Below are 14,726 nucleotides of genomic sequence, written 5' to 3' on the forward strand. Positions count from 1 at the left end.
TCCTAAATAAGTATAAATTGTTATATTAAGAAATATAAACTTAGTTAATAACTTTTGCTAAATTTATTTGACTTATTACTATTACTTATCAAATACTGTAAATATAAGGGATGATTAATGAATAATCGCCCGTTGTTTTAGTTAATTAACATAAAATAATCAATTTAATAAAATTTAAACTATGGAAGCTTTATTTTGCCTATCACCCCGCTATCGTCTAGATGATGAGTCACCTTGGTTAGAAGGAATTGATCCTAGTCGTCATTACTGGATTGCGGTGAATGGAGAGAAAAAAGCAACAATGGCTCTACCTGGTCTTATAGTATCTTCTGTCAGCGAATTCAAAGCAGTTATCCGTCAATTTCGCTCTCTCCAACCTGGTGAAATCATGAGTTTGGCGAGAATCTCTAGCCGCTGTATGATTCGCTGTGTTTCTCCTAACTGCTACGCATTAGAGTCGAGAATTAATGATGCTCCTGTGTGGCATTTGTTTGATCAAGAAACGTTAGATAGTTTGTTAATGACAGCACATCCAGATTGGCAGTGTGGACCGTCAGGTGTTGAGCTAGGTAGAAATTTGCTATTACGTTCTTTGGCTCAAACCACTGCTACTAAATCTTAAAATATTTAGTGATCAACTGTATATTCTTTGTCGGGTGGACGTAAGGACAGTAGATTTTGGGGTGAAGCTAAAAGCTTGATTCTAGCATCAACAATTTGTTTATTTTGGTTAAGAATGAATAACCACAATACATTGACACCACACCAAGAAGTTTCAACTTTACCTGTTACCTGAATTTGAATCTGGTAATCTGACAAATTCTCACTAATTCCCTGTTGGGGATAAGCTTTGATATCTTGGGCTTCTTTTTCAAGGTAAGTAGCGATCGCATCAACTCCAACAATAGCAGATTCAAATGGTGGATTCATCACACCATCTTCAGCAAATAAAGCAGCCGTTTTTGTAAACTCTCCGGCGTTTAAAGTCGTAAAATAATTTACAATATTTGGCTCTGTCACTCCTTTAATTTGGAGTTTCGTTAGTGATGAAAACTTAGTAAATGTCATAAGACCTCGCGGTAAGTGGGAAACTCAGACACTTCAGTGCTGAGAGGGATGGTTCGACGCAGCTCACCAGCCGCGACACGGGCAGTTCGACAAGCTCACTGACCACGGTTTTAACCGCATTGAATCTTTTGACTTGAGTAGCCATAACCATCTTTTTTGTGGATAGTTCTACAGGTTTTATAGCTAATTCCTTGAACTAATCCATTTCTAGTTGAGATATTGAAACTTCCTGTCGCACGAGTAGCAATCCTGCCAACATATTCGCCAACTTTTTTACCAGTTTTGACAACTGATTTAACGATGTCTCCTGTTTGAAAACCAAAATGAAATTTAATTCTAGAACAGTGACGATTTGGAAAACCAAATTTATCGGTTCTGCAAGATTGTCTAGTGCCGTGACCGTTAGCTGTAATTAACAATGGCTTAACACCTTTGATATTGAGAATTGGAGTTGATTGACCAACACAAGCCGCATCAATCCAGTGAGTTTTCTTTAGTTTCTGCTTGCTACGGTTGAATTTAGTTAAACCTCCTGAACCAGTTTCTACGGGTAATCCAGTCGCTTTTAAAACTTCTAGTAATGCAAAACGAGTTGTGTTTACTGCGGCTGCATCAGCTAGTGGTCTTTTTGCTTGCTTCAAGATTTTTTCTAACTTTAATGGGTCTTTCTTGAGGAAATCTTTAATATCTTTCGTTCCTTTTTTGGTGTTACATTTTTCACAACTTAAAGTGAGATTTGTTATTGAATTACTACCACCCTTGGCTCGTGGATGAATATGCTCTACTTGAAAAGGAACGTCTTTCACTCCACAATAGCCGCATTGCCTATCCCAGTTTTCTAATAAGTATTCTCTGGTTTCGTAACCAGCTAAAGTTCCTTGTTGATATTCCTTGCCTTGAATATCATGATTAGCCATTAACTGCATATCAAACCGTACCAATTCTTGACTAATAGCCTCAATTCGTGCAAGGTTACACAACTTCTTAACCCAAGTTTTGATATTCTCAATTCGACTTTGTAAGCTTGGTGCTAACCATCCCTCTGGACGGGTTCTATTTAAGAATCTTGGCTGTCTGTAACGAGTTTTTCTACCACGTCTAGAACGTCTTAATTGTCTTCTAGAAGTTAAGGACTCTCGAATTGCAAAACCTCTATGTTTTAATTCAGCAGCAAATACAACCTCACCAGTAACGTCATTGATTAATGCTATTCCTGTATGCTTTGCACCAGGGTCAAGCTTTAATCTCAAAGGAGAAACAGCAGAATCAGAGTGCGATTCTTTGAGGATAATTGTGAATGGGAATCGTCTGAATACGGCTGCTTTTTTGTTTCTTAATAGTTGTCTAGCTTGGGCTGAATGAATTGGATCTAGCGGTCGTTTGTCAGTGTCAATTACAAATACTTTGGACATAAAGTCCCTCCTTTCGACTGCGCTCAAGGCAAGCCTTGCGGGTAATGTTAGCTGAATGCCTCCGGCACGCTGCGCGAACGTCAATGTTTTAAGAGCTTGTTAGGCTGGCAACACTGTTTCAGTGACTTTGAAACTGTTTAATCACAAGCGACAGAGCAGGGAACTAGCTACGGATTCCAGGGTGTCGTGACTCAAAAAACGTAGTCAGTGAAGACTTAGACTGGTCAGTACAGCTTGCAATTTCTTACAAGCTCAGTCCCTTTAGGGCTGAGTTACTGACATATTTACCTGAATATTTTAAATAGAAGAAGTCAGGATGTAGGGGCGAAGCATTCGGAAAATAAATTTGGGAGAAAACCGATAATTTATCACCCGAATGCTTCGCCCTTAAGTAGGTAGATGCTAATCAACCCAACTATGTAACGAACTGTAAATTACCCAAAACTCTTGGGATTGCTGCGTTCCACTCGCAATGACATAGTTATAAGTTTTCCCACCTACCTACTTACAACCCTAATAAAAAATAGTCCTCAGATAGTTGCCTGAGAACTATTACATGGCAAAACATTGAGGTTGAGAGGATATCAAAAATTAATTGTCAACCCTTTTAGGGAATTCAAAATCTAAAATTCAAAATCTAAAATTTGGTAAAAGGGTTGTTGCTTCTCAGGTCACCTAATCAGCGAGGGGGTCTACACCCATATCTGAGACTACTTTCCGCAAAACAGTAATTTGTTGACCAAAATCTAATTCTTTCAAAGTTTCTAAAACTTGTGAGCCGTCACGGGATAATTGATAGCCGGCGGGTACGGGAATAACAAGACCTTTCGCCATTAATTCTGATAATTCGTACCAGAAAGCTAACTTGGTGTTGACGCTGAAGATCCCATAGGAGCGAGAAACTGGGGTATTTCTTTGAGTAGCCAAGTCACGCATAACTTCCAACTGTTCGGCGTGAGACATTTGTTGGATTTGATTTAAAAGACCTTCTGCTAGTTGCAAACGCGCCGCACCTGTAGCAGCAGGGGTAATAGAACGACCCATTTCTGTGTAGGCATACCACAGGACTGCTAACTGATCATCCACGTTTAGGGCTTTAAATACGGTAATAGTGGCAGGGATAGCGTCACTGGTGCTGTAGTTAAAAGCGCCAGAAAATTGGGTTGAAGCTGAATCAGAAGTGAATGTCATAATTTCTCCACTGTCTATTGATTAGGTCAGGAGGTTCATCACTCTGGGTTGCTTGACCTCTTCCATCCCATGTTGCATTATTTCTTAACAAATTGCAAATAAAATTTACATATATATGTAGTAAGGAATAGAGAAACTGGGGATCATAAGTGGGGTGTATAATGTTCTCACCATTTCTTTACTCTTGGCTAAATTTCCCATAAGAAAAATGAATGAATGTACATCAATTAGCAGCGTAGTGGTGAAAGCAAAAGCTCAAGAGTTGGGATTTCACCAAGTGGGTATTGCTGCTGTAGGTGATTTAGAGACGATAGAGACACAAAAATTGCAAGATTGGCTAAACATGGGTTATCACGCCGACATGGAATGGATGAAAAATCCTAAGCGTGAGAATATTAGTTTAGTTATGCCAGAAGTGCGATCGCTCATAGCTGTAGCATTGAATTATTACACTCCTCATGAACGTCCCCAAGGAGATGAATACGGAAAAATTTCCCGTTATGGCTGGGGTAGGGATTATCATAGAGTTATGCACAAAAAGCTGAAAGAATTGGCTATTTGGCTAGAATCTCTGGGGGCAAATGTAAAAGCGCGTTATTATGCAGATACAGGGCCAGTCCAAGATAAAGTTTGGGCGCAAAAAGCGGGAATTGGTTGGATTGCTAAAAATGGCAATGTGATTACCCGAAAATATGGTTCGTGGGTATTTTTGGGAGAAGTTTTAACCAATCTGGAATTAGAAAGCGATCGCCCATCTACCCAACATTGTGGAACTTGTACTCGTTGTCTGCAAGCTTGTCCTACTGGTGCAATTACTGAACCCTTTGTAGTAGATGCTAACCGCTGCATTGCCTATCATACAATTGAAAATCGGGCAGAAGAACTCCCGGAAGAGATTACACCTCATTTACAAGGATGGGTTGCAGGTTGCGATATTTGTCAAGATGTTTGTCCTTGGAATCAACGATTTGCTCAAGTAACTGATGTCACTGATTTTCAACCCTATGCTGGGAATTTAGCCCCCAAGCTGGTAGAATTAGCGCAAATATCAAATGAGGAGTGGGACAAAAGATTCACAGCATCAGCCTTGCGGCGCATTAAACCAGAAATGTTCCGACGTAATGCTCGCGCTAATATTGACGCATCCAGGCACAAGAATGACCCAAAAAGTAATAATTTTTGATTTTGATGGGACGATTGCTGATACAGTAGATGCTCTTGTAACTATTGCCAATCGTTTAGCCCTGGAATTTGGATATGTCCCTATCAATCCTCAAGAACTAGCTATACTCAGAAATCTAACAGCCAGGGAGATTATTAAATATTCTGGCGTTTCCTTATTCAAAATTCCTTTTCTTGTCAAAAAAGTAAAAGGAGAATTAAAACTTAAAATCCCAGAATTAGAACCTATTGATGGCATTAATGTTGCCCTAATAGAACTCTATAATCAAGGATATCACCTGGGAATTATTACTTCTAACTCTCAAGAAAATGTGAATGAATTTCTCAAGTGTCATAATTTAGATTATCTGTTTAATTTTATTTATTCAGGAGTAACTATTTTTGGCAAAACTACAATCATTAATAATGTTTTGCGCCAAAAACAATTCAAACCAGAAGCAGTAATTTATGTAGGAGATGAAACTAGAGATATAGAATCTGCCAAAAAAGCCAATATTAAAGTAATTGCGGTAAGTTGGGGTTTTAATTCTTCCGAAGCATTAAGTAAACAAAATCCAGATTTTTTAATTCATCATCCTAGTGAATTACTAGATGTAATTAAAAGCTGTTAAGTGGATGTTTTTAGAAAAGGCGTAAGGACAATTCATGAATTGTCCCTACATAACTCCTTTAGATTATTTAATTATTCACCACCAAAAGTCTATTCTTCTTCTAAATCAATCTCTTCTTCCTCTTCAACGTCATGGGGTTGAACTACAGAATTAGCAGAAACTACAGCACCTTTATCTAGTTTTTCCAGAACTTGTTCTTTAACTTTGGCAGCAAATTCTGCTTTTTCTTCTAAATACTTAATAGCGTTATCTCTACCTTGAGAAATATTTTCCCCACTGTAACTATACCAAGCACCTTTGCGGAGAAGAACACCAGTTTCTTCGGCTATGTCTACTAGACAACCAATGGTAGAAACTCCTTTGCCAAAGATAATGTCAAATTCGGCAATTCTAAAAGGTGGTGCAACTTTATTTTTAGCTACTTTCACTTTGACACGGTTGCCAAATTCATCAGTCCCTTTTTTCAAAGTTTGAATTCTGCGAATATCCAAGCGCACGGAAGCGTAGAATTTCAGAGCATTACCACCCGTTGTAGTTTCTGGACTACCATAGGTGACACCGATTTTTTGCCGCAACTGGTTAATGAAAATAACTGTGCATCCAGATTTACCAATATTGCCAGTAATTTTCCGTAAAGCTTGGCTCATTAACCGAGCTTGTAAACCCACGTGAATATCCCCCATATCTCCTTCAATTTCGGCGCGGGGTACAAGGGCAGCTACGGAGTCAATGACAACAATATCAACCGCCGCAGAACGCACCAGTTGATCAACAATTTCTAGTGCTGATTCGCCATTGTCTGGTTGGGAAACAAGTAAGTTATCAATATCTACACCCAAAGCGGCAGCGTAGGTAGGATCTAGAGCGTGTTCAGCATCTACAAATGCCGCAATACCGCCATTTCGCTGCACTTCTGCCAGAGCATGGAGGGCGACGGTGGTTTTACCAGAACTTTCTGGTCCATAGATTTCGATGACTCGTCCTTTGGGTAAACCCCCACCCAAGGCTAAATCTAGGGTAAGCGCCCCAGTAGATATTGTTTCTACCTTCATTCGGGTAGCATCACCGAGACGCATGATTGCGCCTTTTCCAAAGCTGCGTTCAATTTGTCCAAGTACGATATTTAACGCTTTTTGCTTGCCTGAAGTTTCGGTATTAGTTGCCATTATTGCCTCTAAGTATAGGATTTTCCAAAATTGTGGAAGAGTTTTTATAGAACAGATATACTATCTTACTCGAAAAGTGTGCCAATAGGAATGTTTACAAAATAGGTTTGACTAAATCCTAACGCGATCGCTACAACATTAGGTTAATGGCTATCGGGAATTTTGCAAAGGGGTGATTTTTACAGTTTCAGCCTAGCACAAACTGTGATAATTCATATATAAGCGTATAAAATATAATCAATAGTTTACAATTAAAATCCAGTAGCTAAATTGTTGAATCTGGAGTTGTCTTTCCTGTGCTAAGTTCACCTTTACCCACTATTAATGCTCTTAAACAACCTACCAGTGATGCTTGGGTAGAGCAAGCGATCGCTAACCTGGATATTATTTTACTAGATCACTCTCACTGTGAACGCAAAGCCGCAGGTGTAGCATTAAATATGATGTTTCGCTATCCCTCTAATAGTAAAATGGTGAGGGAATTAACAGCGATCGCTCGTGAAGAATTAGAACACTTTGAACTCGTTAATCAATGGCTAGAACGCCGTGAGATCAAACTAGCAGCCCTTTCCGCACCCCCCTACGGTGCAGGGTTAAAATCTCAGGTACGGGGACAAGAACCCCATAGATTTTTAGACTCTTTACTCGTCACTGGTTTAATAGAAGCCCGTAGTCATGAACGTTTAGGACTCCTATCTGCTAACTGTCCAGAACCCGAATTAGCGGAATTTTACCGCAGTTTAATGGCATCAGAAGCCCGACATTTTGGCACATATTGGGTTTTAGCTGATACTTATTTTGACCGAAAAATCGTCATGGATAGATTAGATGAATTAGCAGAGGTGGAAAGTCAATTATTATCAACTTTACACCCAGAACCGAGAATTCATAGTTAGTCAGTTTTCGACGGAGTATTCATGATTATAGCGATTCTCATTGAGGTACACCGAAAAAATAACTAACCGCAGATAAATTTGTACCTCAGCAGACTAGGAAATGCTATACAATATTTTATTGGTTAAAATTGCTCAAACTTTGCGTCTTTGCTCCTTTGCGCGAAACATAACTCATTTTAATTTTGAGATGAGATGATTGTAAAATAGAAAAAAAGCCCGGAGGTAAAATTACGGTTTACGCACGTCCCTTAGCCCGATTAATTGAACAACTGCAACGGCTACCCGGAGTTGGTCCAAAAAGCGCCCAACGATTAGCTTTGCATATATTAAAAAGACCAGAAGCAGAGGTAGAAGCTTTAGCTCAAGCACTTGTTGACGCGAAAAAACAGGTAGGCTTGTGTCAAGTTTGCTTTCACCTTTCATCAGATCCAGTATGTGAAATTTGTCGTCACCCTCAGCGAGACAATACAACTATTTGCGTAGTTGCAGATTCTCGTGATGTGATTGCTTTAGAAAAAACCCGTGAATATAAAGGTAAATATCATGTTTTAGGTGGCGTAATTTCCCCCATGGATGGTATAGGACCTGAACAGTTAACTATTCAAGCTTTAGTGAGACGGGTAAGTGAACAAAAACCCCAAGAGGTGATTTTAGCCATTAGTCCCAGTATCGAAGGGGAAACCACAACATTATACATAGGTCAATTACTGAAACCATTTACAAAAGTCACCCGTATTGCCTTTGGTTTACCTGTAGGTGGTGATTTAGAATATGCTGATGAATTAACTTTAGCTAGAGCATTAGAAGGACGGAGAGAGCTAGATTAAGGTAATAAATACTCGCCCTGGCAACTTTTCCTGATCATACTTGTTGGGCTTCTTAGCTGTGATGGTACAAAAAAGCAATATTTTCTGTAAGCTATGCGATACCTTCGGTCAGCATTCCGCTATTGCTTTTAGAAGCTATACCCAATTTAACTGTTAATCTTTAAACAAGATAAGAAAACCCTCTTGTGTAAAATGTTTATCATGGGTTAAGATTTCTATGATATTGAGATTTTTCATTGTCATCATAGAAATACAGTCTGTTAAACTATATCCTTTATCAAATCGTTGTTGAAATAACTCTAAACCTGCTATAAACGATTCATGGGTTTGAGCAATTACTTGAATATTATGATCTGCAATAATTTGCACTACTAGCTGAGAAACTGCTGCTCTCATTGGTGTAGGAAAAGAAGCAAAAAAATTTATGGTTTCTGTTAAAACTTCCTCCGTAGTGATAATTTTAATATTTGATAGATTACAGCTATAACTTCTGACACGCTCATGCCATGAATCACTTTTATTAATTAATGCTACCCAATAAAACGTATCTGCAAAAATGCTTTTCATTATTTATTCTTTTATAGAATCTTGTTGATAAAGATAGTAATCATGTTTTTCTGCTCCATCTGGAGGAAGTGTTTCTAAGACTTCTTGAGGAATATCTTTGATGATATCATCAGCTACTTCCCAAATAGGTTTATATTCAGTTGGTTGCGAGTTGCTTTTTTCTTTAACAGCACGAATGTAATTAAGTATTTGGGTTAGTTCAATTTCTGGGATTTGCTGTAGTTCTTGTATAATTAATTCTTTGGTTTGCATATATTTCTTGTAGTTTAATAGGTAGCTAATATTATTTTAGCAAGGGTTTGGCTTGTTTTTCAACTTTAAGGGTAATAAGCGATTGCTCTTTCAAAACCGTACCCAAAATGCGATCGCCGTGCAGAAACCCTTAATCATCTGCTAAAGTTTCCAGCTCATCAGAAATCAAATTTTGCCAATCTTCATCACAATGGGAATGTAAATGAATTGAAGCTACCAGCAATTCTGAAAGTATTTTACCCTTTTGGCGATAGCTGCGCTCGCCGAAGGCATCGCTTAATTCAGAAAGTTGTAATTGATTAACCAAAGAAATCACATTTTGGCATTCTTCCTGTAATTCCATTAATAACTGATTAAGCGTTGAGCTTTCACTGCCAATTTTTTGGTTTGCGAGTTTCATTAGTTTTTACCCAATTTTTTTAACGCTTGTTTTATATGTAATTCAATCATTTATCAATCCTCAAAAATACTATCAAAAATTTCTCGCTTTACCCTAAAATTAACATTCCTGATTTGTTGGTACAATATATCTAAATCGGAAATATTAATTTTACCCTCTACCTGTAATTTACGAATTACTGCTAAAGTTCCTTTAACATTTAATCCTAGTCTTATTGCTTCTTTTCTAGCCGCAAAGTCATCTAAAATAATATAATCTGGTTGTAATTCTACACCTAAAGTAATTGCTTCAGATTCTCCTATTCCTAAACGCTCATTTAAGCGATTAGCTAAAGAAACTAATTGTACTTTTTGGACTAATAATTTATTCTCAGCGATTAGTGTATTAATATGTATTGATGATTTATCTTGTTTACCACTGATTTCTTGTTTAACGCTTTCTGGTAATAAAAATTGAGATTTGGTTGTCAGGAATAAATCAAGGAAATCTAAACGAGATAAGAAAATTAAAGGGGAAGAGTTAAATACTATTTTCATCATCTTACCAGGTTTTTTCTATAGCGATATCTTCATCTGTAAGATATGAGAAATCTATCCCCATTAATTCTAAAATTTTCACAAACATTTCTATATCCATGTCCATGATTTCGGCTGCTTTATGCAAACTAATTAATCGAGATGTTAAAGCACCGAGTACAAATATAAATGTTTCTTTTTGTTCTATACTCTGGAATAATTGCACTTGAGAAGCAATTTCTTTAAAGGTAGTTGGGTGATTCATTTATTTGATACTCATAAGTTTTTCTACACCATCAGGAGGAAGTGTTTATAAGACTTCTTTAGGAATATCTTTGATAATATCATCAGCTACTTCCCAAATAGGTTTATATTCAGTTGGTTGGGAGTTGCTTTTTTGTTTAACAGCACGAATGTAATTAAGTATTTGGGTTAGTTCAACTTCTGGTATTTACTGTAGTTCTTGTATAATTAATTCTTTGGTTTGCATAGATTTCTTGTAGTTTAATAGGTAGCTAATATTATTTTAGCAAGGGTTTGGCTTATTTTTTAACTTTAAGGGTAATAAGTGATCGCTCTCCATAAACCCATAAACCAAGAGAGATCGCTGTCCATAACTAAAAATAAAAATTCATGTTATTATATAGACGTTTCTAAGTATTTTTAGGTACGTAGTGAGATTAAAAGTATGGCAGACCCAGTAATAAACAGTTTTGTTCAACAATTCTTGAAAGAATATGAGTTAGAATCAGGGCTTGACTATACAGATTTTGAGTTATTTGCTAATTATTGTGTATTTTCATCTTTTAATCGTAGAGCAGAAGAATTTGATGTAACTAAAGTCCACACAGGACAAACTAAAGATACAGGACTAGATGGTATAGGTATTTTTATTGATGATATTTTAGTTAATTCCGAAGAAGATGCAGAACAAGTTATTGGCGAGAAAAAGAGTAGAACTTTAAAATTAAAATTCATTTTTGTTCAAGCAAAACTAAAACATAGTTTTGAATTTGAAGTGGTTAAAAAAACTATTGATGCAGTAGAAGATTTCTTTGCTGATTATAGAGATATGCTACCTATATATTCCAGAAGTGAGCAGGTTAAAGAAAAAGCTGCTTTAGCATCTTATTTGCTTAAAAAGTATATTACAAATATACGAGACAAGAAACCAGAGTGCAATATTTACTATATTTGTATTTCTCATAAAGAGGCTGATTCTACAATTAAAAGTAAACAATCAAGACTCGTTAAAGAATTAGAAGTCAAATTAAGGTTCTTGTCGGGAATTAATTTTCAATTGTGGGGATCTGACAAGATTGAAAAATTATATAGACAAACTAAGCGTCAAGTTGAAGCTACAATTAAAGTTAGTAAGTATTTTACTTTAAAAGTTCCCGGAGTAGAAAAAGCTTATATAACAGCAATATCTTTTGCTGAGTTTAAAAACATAATTTTGGATGAAGATAACAAGATTAGAGATGCTATTTTCTATGATAATATTAGAGGTTTTTTAGGAGTAGGAGAAGATAATTCAATCAATGAAGCCATAAAAGAAACTTTAAAATCAGAAGAAGAAATATCTCTTTTCCCCTTGCTAAATAATGGAATAACAATTATTACGCAAGACTTAAACCTCATAGATGATGATAAATACCAATTAATTAATTATCAGATTGTTAATGGTTGTCAAACTAGTCATGTTTTAGATATGTGTAAAGACTTTCCTAACATAGATAATATCATTATACCTCTTAGAATAATTGAAACAGATGATGATAATATTAGAAATAAAATCATAAAAGCAACAAATTCTCAAACAGAAGTCAAAAAAGAATTACTTGCTGCTTTATCTGATTTTAATAAAAGATTAGAAGAATGTTATGAAAGTCAGCAATCAAGACATATTAAAAATCTTTATTATGAAAGAAGACCTGGACAGTTTTTTAATCAAGATGTTATTAAAACGAGGATTATTAAGATTCAACCTCAGATCAAAAGTTTCACCGCAATGTTCTTGGATGAACCTCATAAAGTTAAATATTTTGATCAAAAATTAATTGATAGCATTGGAAGTGATATTTTTCACAAGGATCATTATCCAATAGCATATTACACAAGTTCATGGGCATTTTATCAGCTTAACTTTTTCTATAAAAAATCATCATTTAATAAAAATTATGCCAGGAAAGATACTTCAACAGTGGTTAAGTATTATCTGTTAATGATTTTTAAATATCTTGCTATTCCTGGTGATTGTTTAAGTTGTAAGAATAAAAAAGATATTGAAAAATATTGTAATGAATTACTTCGTATTCTTGATCATCCTGAAGAAGCAGAAAAATTTTTCATTGAAGCTAACAATAAATTAATTGATTTCTGCCAAAAGTATAGTCAACAAAATTTTAAATCTAACTTACCAGACTACGAGAAAATTTGTAAACAACCAGCTTTCACTGATTTTATTTTGATAGAAATGGGGATTACAAATAAAAATTTGTCAAAAGAGAGACAAAAGGAGATCACAGATAAGCAAGGGAGTCTTCCTCTATAACTTAGGAAAGTTTACTAAACTATCATCCTTATATTTTAAAGTCAAGGTGAGCCATCAAGACTCACCCTGTCCAACAATACCATTCTCTAAACACAAACCCACCCAATAACCATAACTTTGTCTGCGAACAACTGTGTAAAAGTTCATTTTTGTTTCCCTATGGATTAAATTTAGGATCGAGTGAAAGTATTAAGCAACAGCAAACTCCGTTAATTTCCGAGTTTCTGGATCATGAAAAGCCAAAACAATATCCTCTTTTGGTACACCTTCCCGTAATAACTCAGTTGCAATTCCTTCCTCAGTCCAATCTTCCTCAATGTAAATCTTCTCATTTTTAATGCGAATATGGACAGAAATTCCCTTAATCCTTTCCTCCGTTGTCCAACCAACTTGAAACCATAAATATTGATCTCTTTGCTCATCAAAAGCTAAGAGCATTTCTATATTATCAGGAGATGCAGAGGAAAAAAGTTGATGATATTCTGTTAAGATTTTTTTGATTAAAAATCGGTAATTTTCTAACTTATCCATTTGGTAATAACCTCCTTGTCTGTATCTACAATGATTAATTTAAGTTGGTTTTCATCAACAACAACTTGGATAGTTTCGTCAAAATTAGCTTTATAAACAAGTTGACCAAGTGCTAAGTAAATCTGATGGTCTGGTGCGGTTCTTTTAAGATAATTACGATAAATGATATACTGACCTACAGCCCTTTCTAAATCATAAATAAATGATGGATTTAGAAAACTTTTAACTTCGATCACTATTTTCTCATCACCTCTTTGAGCAGATAATGGACGTTCAGCACCTAGATCAGCAACAAGTCTTAATTTTCCATAGATTATATAATAAGGATCAGCCGTAATTGTCCAACCGTCTTTAATTAAAGCATTTTTGACTGCATCATGACAAGTATCCTTTGCTGGCATTGTTTACCCTGATAATTTATAGTATCAAAATACTAGCATACTTTTCACATCTGCTAAAGATACTGAAGGACTATCTTTCTCCTCTTCCTTAGCATCTCGTAAATCTCTTAAATCTTCCAAATCTTCTAACAATTCTTTAATCTTTAAAAACTCCTCATAAGGTAAAACAGCAAATTGTTTTTGACCATTTTTTGTTAAAAACTCAGGATGTAATTCAATCATTTTTTAACCTCCTATTACTCATAAGCTTTACTACGATGCTTAACCCTATACACGATTATAGTTTGTTCTTCTAATTCAAACAAAACTCGATAATCACCAACTCTTAAACGATATTCTGGAGTAAAATTTGTTAAGCGTTTCACATCTCCTTGTAAATCATCTTGCATTGCTTCAATTTTATTGATAATGCGTTCTCTTTCATTTACAGGAATTTTTTGTAAATCTTTAATCGCTTTGGGTTTAAATTCTATTTGGTACTGCACATATTTTAACCTTTTCAAAACATTCAGGTGAGTCATCAAGACCCACCCTAACCTAAATTACACCAAAGCCGCCTGTTCCTCCTTACTAATCACCCTCCCCTCATCCTCAAAACCGGCAATTTGATCAAAGTTCAAATACCGATACAAATTATCAGCAAAAGGATGAATTCTCTCACCCACAATATCCATATATTCCTGTACATTAGGAAGTCTTCCTAACAACGCACAAACTGCTGCTAATTCCGCCGAACCTAAATACACTTGAGCGCCTTTTCCCATGCGATTATTGAAGTTACGAGTCGAGGTAGAAAACACCGTTGTGTTATCATCAACTCGTGCCTGATTTCCCATACATAAACTGCATCCTGGAATCTCAGTTCTGGCCTTTGCAGCTACGAAAACATCATAAACACCTTCTTCCTTTAATTGGTGTTCATCCATGCGAGTTGGGGGCGCAATCCACAACCGTGCTTTCACCTCACCTGCACCTTCTAAAACCTTCGCGGTTGCTCGATAATGTCCAATATTTGTCATACAAGAACCTACGAAAACTTCCTGTACAGGATCATTGGCAACTTCCGATAATAACTTAACATTATCTGGGTCATTGGGAGCAGCTACAATTGGTTCTTTGATTTCGCTTAAATCAATTTCAATTATTTCTGCAT

20 protein-coding genes are annotated in these 14,726 nt (G+C 36.1%); 6 read left to right on the forward strand and 14 right to left on the reverse strand.

Features of this window, described 5'->3' with window-relative positions; all coding sequences use genetic code 11:
* Positions 1-181 precede the first annotated feature (181 nt).
* Complete coding sequence (locus tag FJR38_RS09075) at positions 182-622, forward strand: hypothetical protein (protein ID WP_168536606.1); 441 nt, start codon at positions 182-184, stop codon at positions 620-622.
* A 5-nt stretch (positions 623-627) separates the two neighbouring features.
* On the opposite strand, the gene FJR38_RS09080 is transcribed toward FJR38_RS09075, so the two are convergent.
* From FJR38_RS09080 to FJR38_RS09090, 3 genes are all read right to left on the reverse strand, one after another.
* The gene (locus FJR38_RS09080) at positions 628-1,068 is read right to left on the reverse strand and encodes a ketosteroid isomerase family protein (protein WP_168536608.1); all 441 of its coding nucleotides are present in this window, start codon (positions 1,066-1,068) and stop codon (positions 628-630) included.
* 110 nt (positions 1,069-1,178) lie between these two features.
* Complete coding sequence (gene iscB, locus FJR38_RS09085; protein WP_168536610.1) at positions 1,179-2,480, reverse strand: RNA-guided endonuclease IscB; 1,302 nt, start codon at positions 2,478-2,480, stop codon at positions 1,179-1,181.
* A gap of 675 nt (positions 2,481-3,155) precedes the next feature.
* Positions 3,156-3,671 carry an orange carotenoid protein N-terminal domain-containing protein gene (locus FJR38_RS09090; RefSeq protein WP_168498365.1) on the reverse strand — a complete coding sequence of 172 codons (516 nt, stop codon included), beginning with the start codon at positions 3,669-3,671 and terminating at the stop codon, positions 3,156-3,158.
* Positions 3,672-3,879: 208 nt separating this feature from the next.
* On the opposite strand from FJR38_RS09090, the gene queG reads away from it, so the two are divergent.
* Entirely contained in the window at positions 3,880-4,854 is a 975-nt protein-coding gene (gene queG / locus FJR38_RS09095; RefSeq protein WP_168536612.1) for a tRNA epoxyqueuosine(34) reductase QueG, read from the forward strand.
* Positions 4,829-5,464, forward strand: a complete 636-nt coding sequence (locus tag FJR38_RS09100; RefSeq protein WP_168498361.1) for an HAD-IA family hydrolase — start codon at positions 4,829-4,831, stop codon at positions 5,462-5,464. The genes queG and FJR38_RS09100 overlap by 26 nt, the downstream gene beginning before the upstream one ends.
* Positions 5,465-5,553: 89 nt before the next feature.
* Here FJR38_RS09100 and recA read toward each other — a convergent pair whose 3' ends face one another.
* Complete coding sequence (recA, locus tag FJR38_RS09105; RefSeq protein ID WP_168536614.1) at positions 5,554-6,630, reverse strand: recombinase RecA; 1,077 nt, start codon at positions 6,628-6,630, stop codon at positions 5,554-5,556.
* A gap of 296 nt (positions 6,631-6,926) precedes the next feature.
* On the opposite strand from recA, the gene FJR38_RS09110 reads away from it, so the two are divergent.
* On the forward strand, positions 6,927-7,526 hold the full coding sequence (locus tag FJR38_RS09110) for a tRNA isopentenyl-2-thiomethyl-A-37 hydroxylase MiaE (protein WP_168536616.1): 600 nt from the start codon (positions 6,927-6,929) through the stop codon (positions 7,524-7,526).
* Positions 7,527-7,753: 227 nt separating this feature from the next.
* Positions 7,754-8,353 carry a recombination mediator RecR gene (gene recR, locus FJR38_RS09115; RefSeq protein WP_168498406.1) on the forward strand — a complete coding sequence of 200 codons (600 nt, stop codon included), beginning with the start codon at positions 7,754-7,756 and terminating at the stop codon, positions 8,351-8,353.
* Between the two features lie 153 nt (positions 8,354-8,506).
* On the opposite strand, the gene FJR38_RS09120 is transcribed toward recR, so the two are convergent.
* The 5 genes from FJR38_RS09120 to FJR38_RS09140 all read right to left on the reverse strand — a co-directional run bounded on the left by FJR38_RS09120 (position 8,507) and on the right by FJR38_RS09140 (position 10,352).
* A complete protein-coding gene (locus FJR38_RS09120; protein ID WP_168536618.1) occupies positions 8,507-8,920 on the reverse strand; it encodes a type II toxin-antitoxin system VapC family toxin in 414 nt (137 codons plus the stop codon).
* A gap of 3 nt (positions 8,921-8,923) precedes the next feature.
* On the reverse strand, positions 8,924-9,172 hold the full coding sequence (locus tag FJR38_RS09125) for a hypothetical protein (protein WP_168536620.1): 249 nt from the start codon (positions 9,170-9,172) through the stop codon (positions 8,924-8,926).
* A gap of 130 nt (positions 9,173-9,302) precedes the next feature.
* Complete coding sequence (locus FJR38_RS09130; protein ID WP_168536622.1) at positions 9,303-9,572, reverse strand: hypothetical protein; 270 nt, start codon at positions 9,570-9,572, stop codon at positions 9,303-9,305.
* A 53-nt stretch (positions 9,573-9,625) separates the two neighbouring features.
* Positions 9,626-10,111: a DUF3368 domain-containing protein gene (locus FJR38_RS09135; RefSeq protein WP_254449406.1), complete on the reverse strand. Its 486-nt coding sequence runs from the start codon at positions 10,109-10,111 to the stop codon at positions 9,626-9,628.
* A 1-nt stretch (position 10,112) separates the two neighbouring features.
* Positions 10,113-10,352, reverse strand: coding sequence for a hypothetical protein (locus tag FJR38_RS09140; RefSeq protein WP_168536624.1), 240 nt, complete (start codon positions 10,350-10,352; stop codon positions 10,113-10,115).
* A 423-nt stretch (positions 10,353-10,775) separates the two neighbouring features.
* Here FJR38_RS09140 and FJR38_RS09145 point away from each other — a divergent pair, with 423 nt between their 5' ends.
* Entirely contained in the window at positions 10,776-12,641 is a 1,866-nt protein-coding gene (locus FJR38_RS09145) for an AIPR family protein (protein ID WP_168536626.1), read from the forward strand.
* A gap of 189 nt (positions 12,642-12,830) precedes the next feature.
* Here the strand turns inward: FJR38_RS09145 and FJR38_RS09155 are convergent, their stop codons facing one another.
* The 5 genes from FJR38_RS09155 to FJR38_RS09175 all read right to left on the reverse strand — a co-directional run.
* Positions 12,831-13,172: a XisI protein gene (locus FJR38_RS09155; RefSeq protein ID WP_168498341.1), complete on the reverse strand. Its 342-nt coding sequence runs from the start codon at positions 13,170-13,172 to the stop codon at positions 12,831-12,833.
* Entirely contained in the window at positions 13,160-13,573 is a 414-nt protein-coding gene (locus FJR38_RS09160) for an element excision factor XisH family protein (RefSeq protein ID WP_168498338.1), read from the reverse strand. Before FJR38_RS09160 ends, FJR38_RS09155 begins: the two co-directional genes overlap by 13 nt.
* Before the next feature lie 24 nt (positions 13,574-13,597).
* A complete protein-coding gene (locus FJR38_RS09165; protein WP_168498336.1) occupies positions 13,598-13,795 on the reverse strand; it encodes a type II toxin-antitoxin system Phd/YefM family antitoxin in 198 nt (65 codons plus the stop codon).
* 14 nt (positions 13,796-13,809) lie between these two features.
* A complete protein-coding gene (locus FJR38_RS09170) occupies positions 13,810-14,058 on the reverse strand; it encodes a type II toxin-antitoxin system RelE/ParE family toxin (RefSeq protein ID WP_016949740.1) in 249 nt (82 codons plus the stop codon).
* Positions 14,059-14,115: 57 nt separating this feature from the next.
* The coding region (locus tag FJR38_RS09175; protein ID WP_254449407.1) for an aconitase family protein at positions 14,116-14,726 on the reverse strand (611 nt) is incomplete at its 5' end.

This window comes from Anabaena sp. UHCC 0253 (genome assembly GCF_009712085.1).
GTDB lineage: Bacteria > Cyanobacteriota > Cyanobacteriia > Cyanobacteriales > Nostocaceae > Dolichospermum.

Excerpts from the sequence above, each read along its gene's own strand:
- FJR38_RS09075 (WP_168536606.1), top strand. The coding sequence starts at position 182 with ATGGAAGCTTTATTTTGCCTATCACCCCGCTATCGTCTAGATGATGAG.
- FJR38_RS09080 (WP_168536608.1), bottom strand. The coding sequence starts at position 1,068 with ATGACATTTACTAAGTTTTCATCACTAACGAAACTCCAAATTAAAGGA.
- iscB (WP_168536610.1), bottom strand. The coding sequence starts at position 2,480 with ATGTCCAAAGTATTTGTAATTGACACTGACAAACGACCGCTAGATCCA.
- FJR38_RS09090 (WP_168498365.1), bottom strand. The coding sequence starts at position 3,671 with ATGACATTCACTTCTGATTCAGCTTCAACCCAATTTTCTGGCGCTTTT.
- queG (WP_168536612.1), top strand. The coding sequence starts at position 3,880 with ATGAATGAATGTACATCAATTAGCAGCGTAGTGGTGAAAGCAAAAGCT.
- FJR38_RS09100 (WP_168498361.1), top strand. The coding sequence starts at position 4,829 with ATGACCCAAAAAGTAATAATTTTTGATTTTGATGGGACGATTGCTGAT.
- recA (WP_168536614.1), bottom strand. The coding sequence starts at position 6,630 with ATGGCAACTAATACCGAAACTTCAGGCAAGCAAAAAGCGTTAAATATC.
- FJR38_RS09120 (WP_168536618.1), bottom strand. The coding sequence starts at position 8,920 with ATGAAAAGCATTTTTGCAGATACGTTTTATTGGGTAGCATTAATTAAT.
- FJR38_RS09125 (WP_168536620.1), bottom strand. The coding sequence starts at position 9,172 with ATGCAAACCAAAGAATTAATTATACAAGAACTACAGCAAATCCCAGAA.
- FJR38_RS09130 (WP_168536622.1), bottom strand. The coding sequence starts at position 9,572 with ATGAAACTCGCAAACCAAAAAATTGGCAGTGAAAGCTCAACGCTTAAT.
- FJR38_RS09135 (WP_254449406.1), bottom strand. The coding sequence starts at position 10,111 with ATGATGAAAATAGTATTTAACTCTTCCCCTTTAATTTTCTTATCTCGT.
- FJR38_RS09140 (WP_168536624.1), bottom strand. The coding sequence starts at position 10,352 with ATGAATCACCCAACTACCTTTAAAGAAATTGCTTCTCAAGTGCAATTA.
- FJR38_RS09145 (WP_168536626.1), top strand. The coding sequence starts at position 10,776 with ATGGCAGACCCAGTAATAAACAGTTTTGTTCAACAATTCTTGAAAGAA.
- FJR38_RS09155 (WP_168498341.1), bottom strand. The coding sequence starts at position 13,172 with ATGGATAAGTTAGAAAATTACCGATTTTTAATCAAAAAAATCTTAACA.
- FJR38_RS09160 (WP_168498338.1), bottom strand. The coding sequence starts at position 13,573 with ATGCCAGCAAAGGATACTTGTCATGATGCAGTCAAAAATGCTTTAATT.
- FJR38_RS09165 (WP_168498336.1), bottom strand. The coding sequence starts at position 13,795 with ATGATTGAATTACATCCTGAGTTTTTAACAAAAAATGGTCAAAAACAA.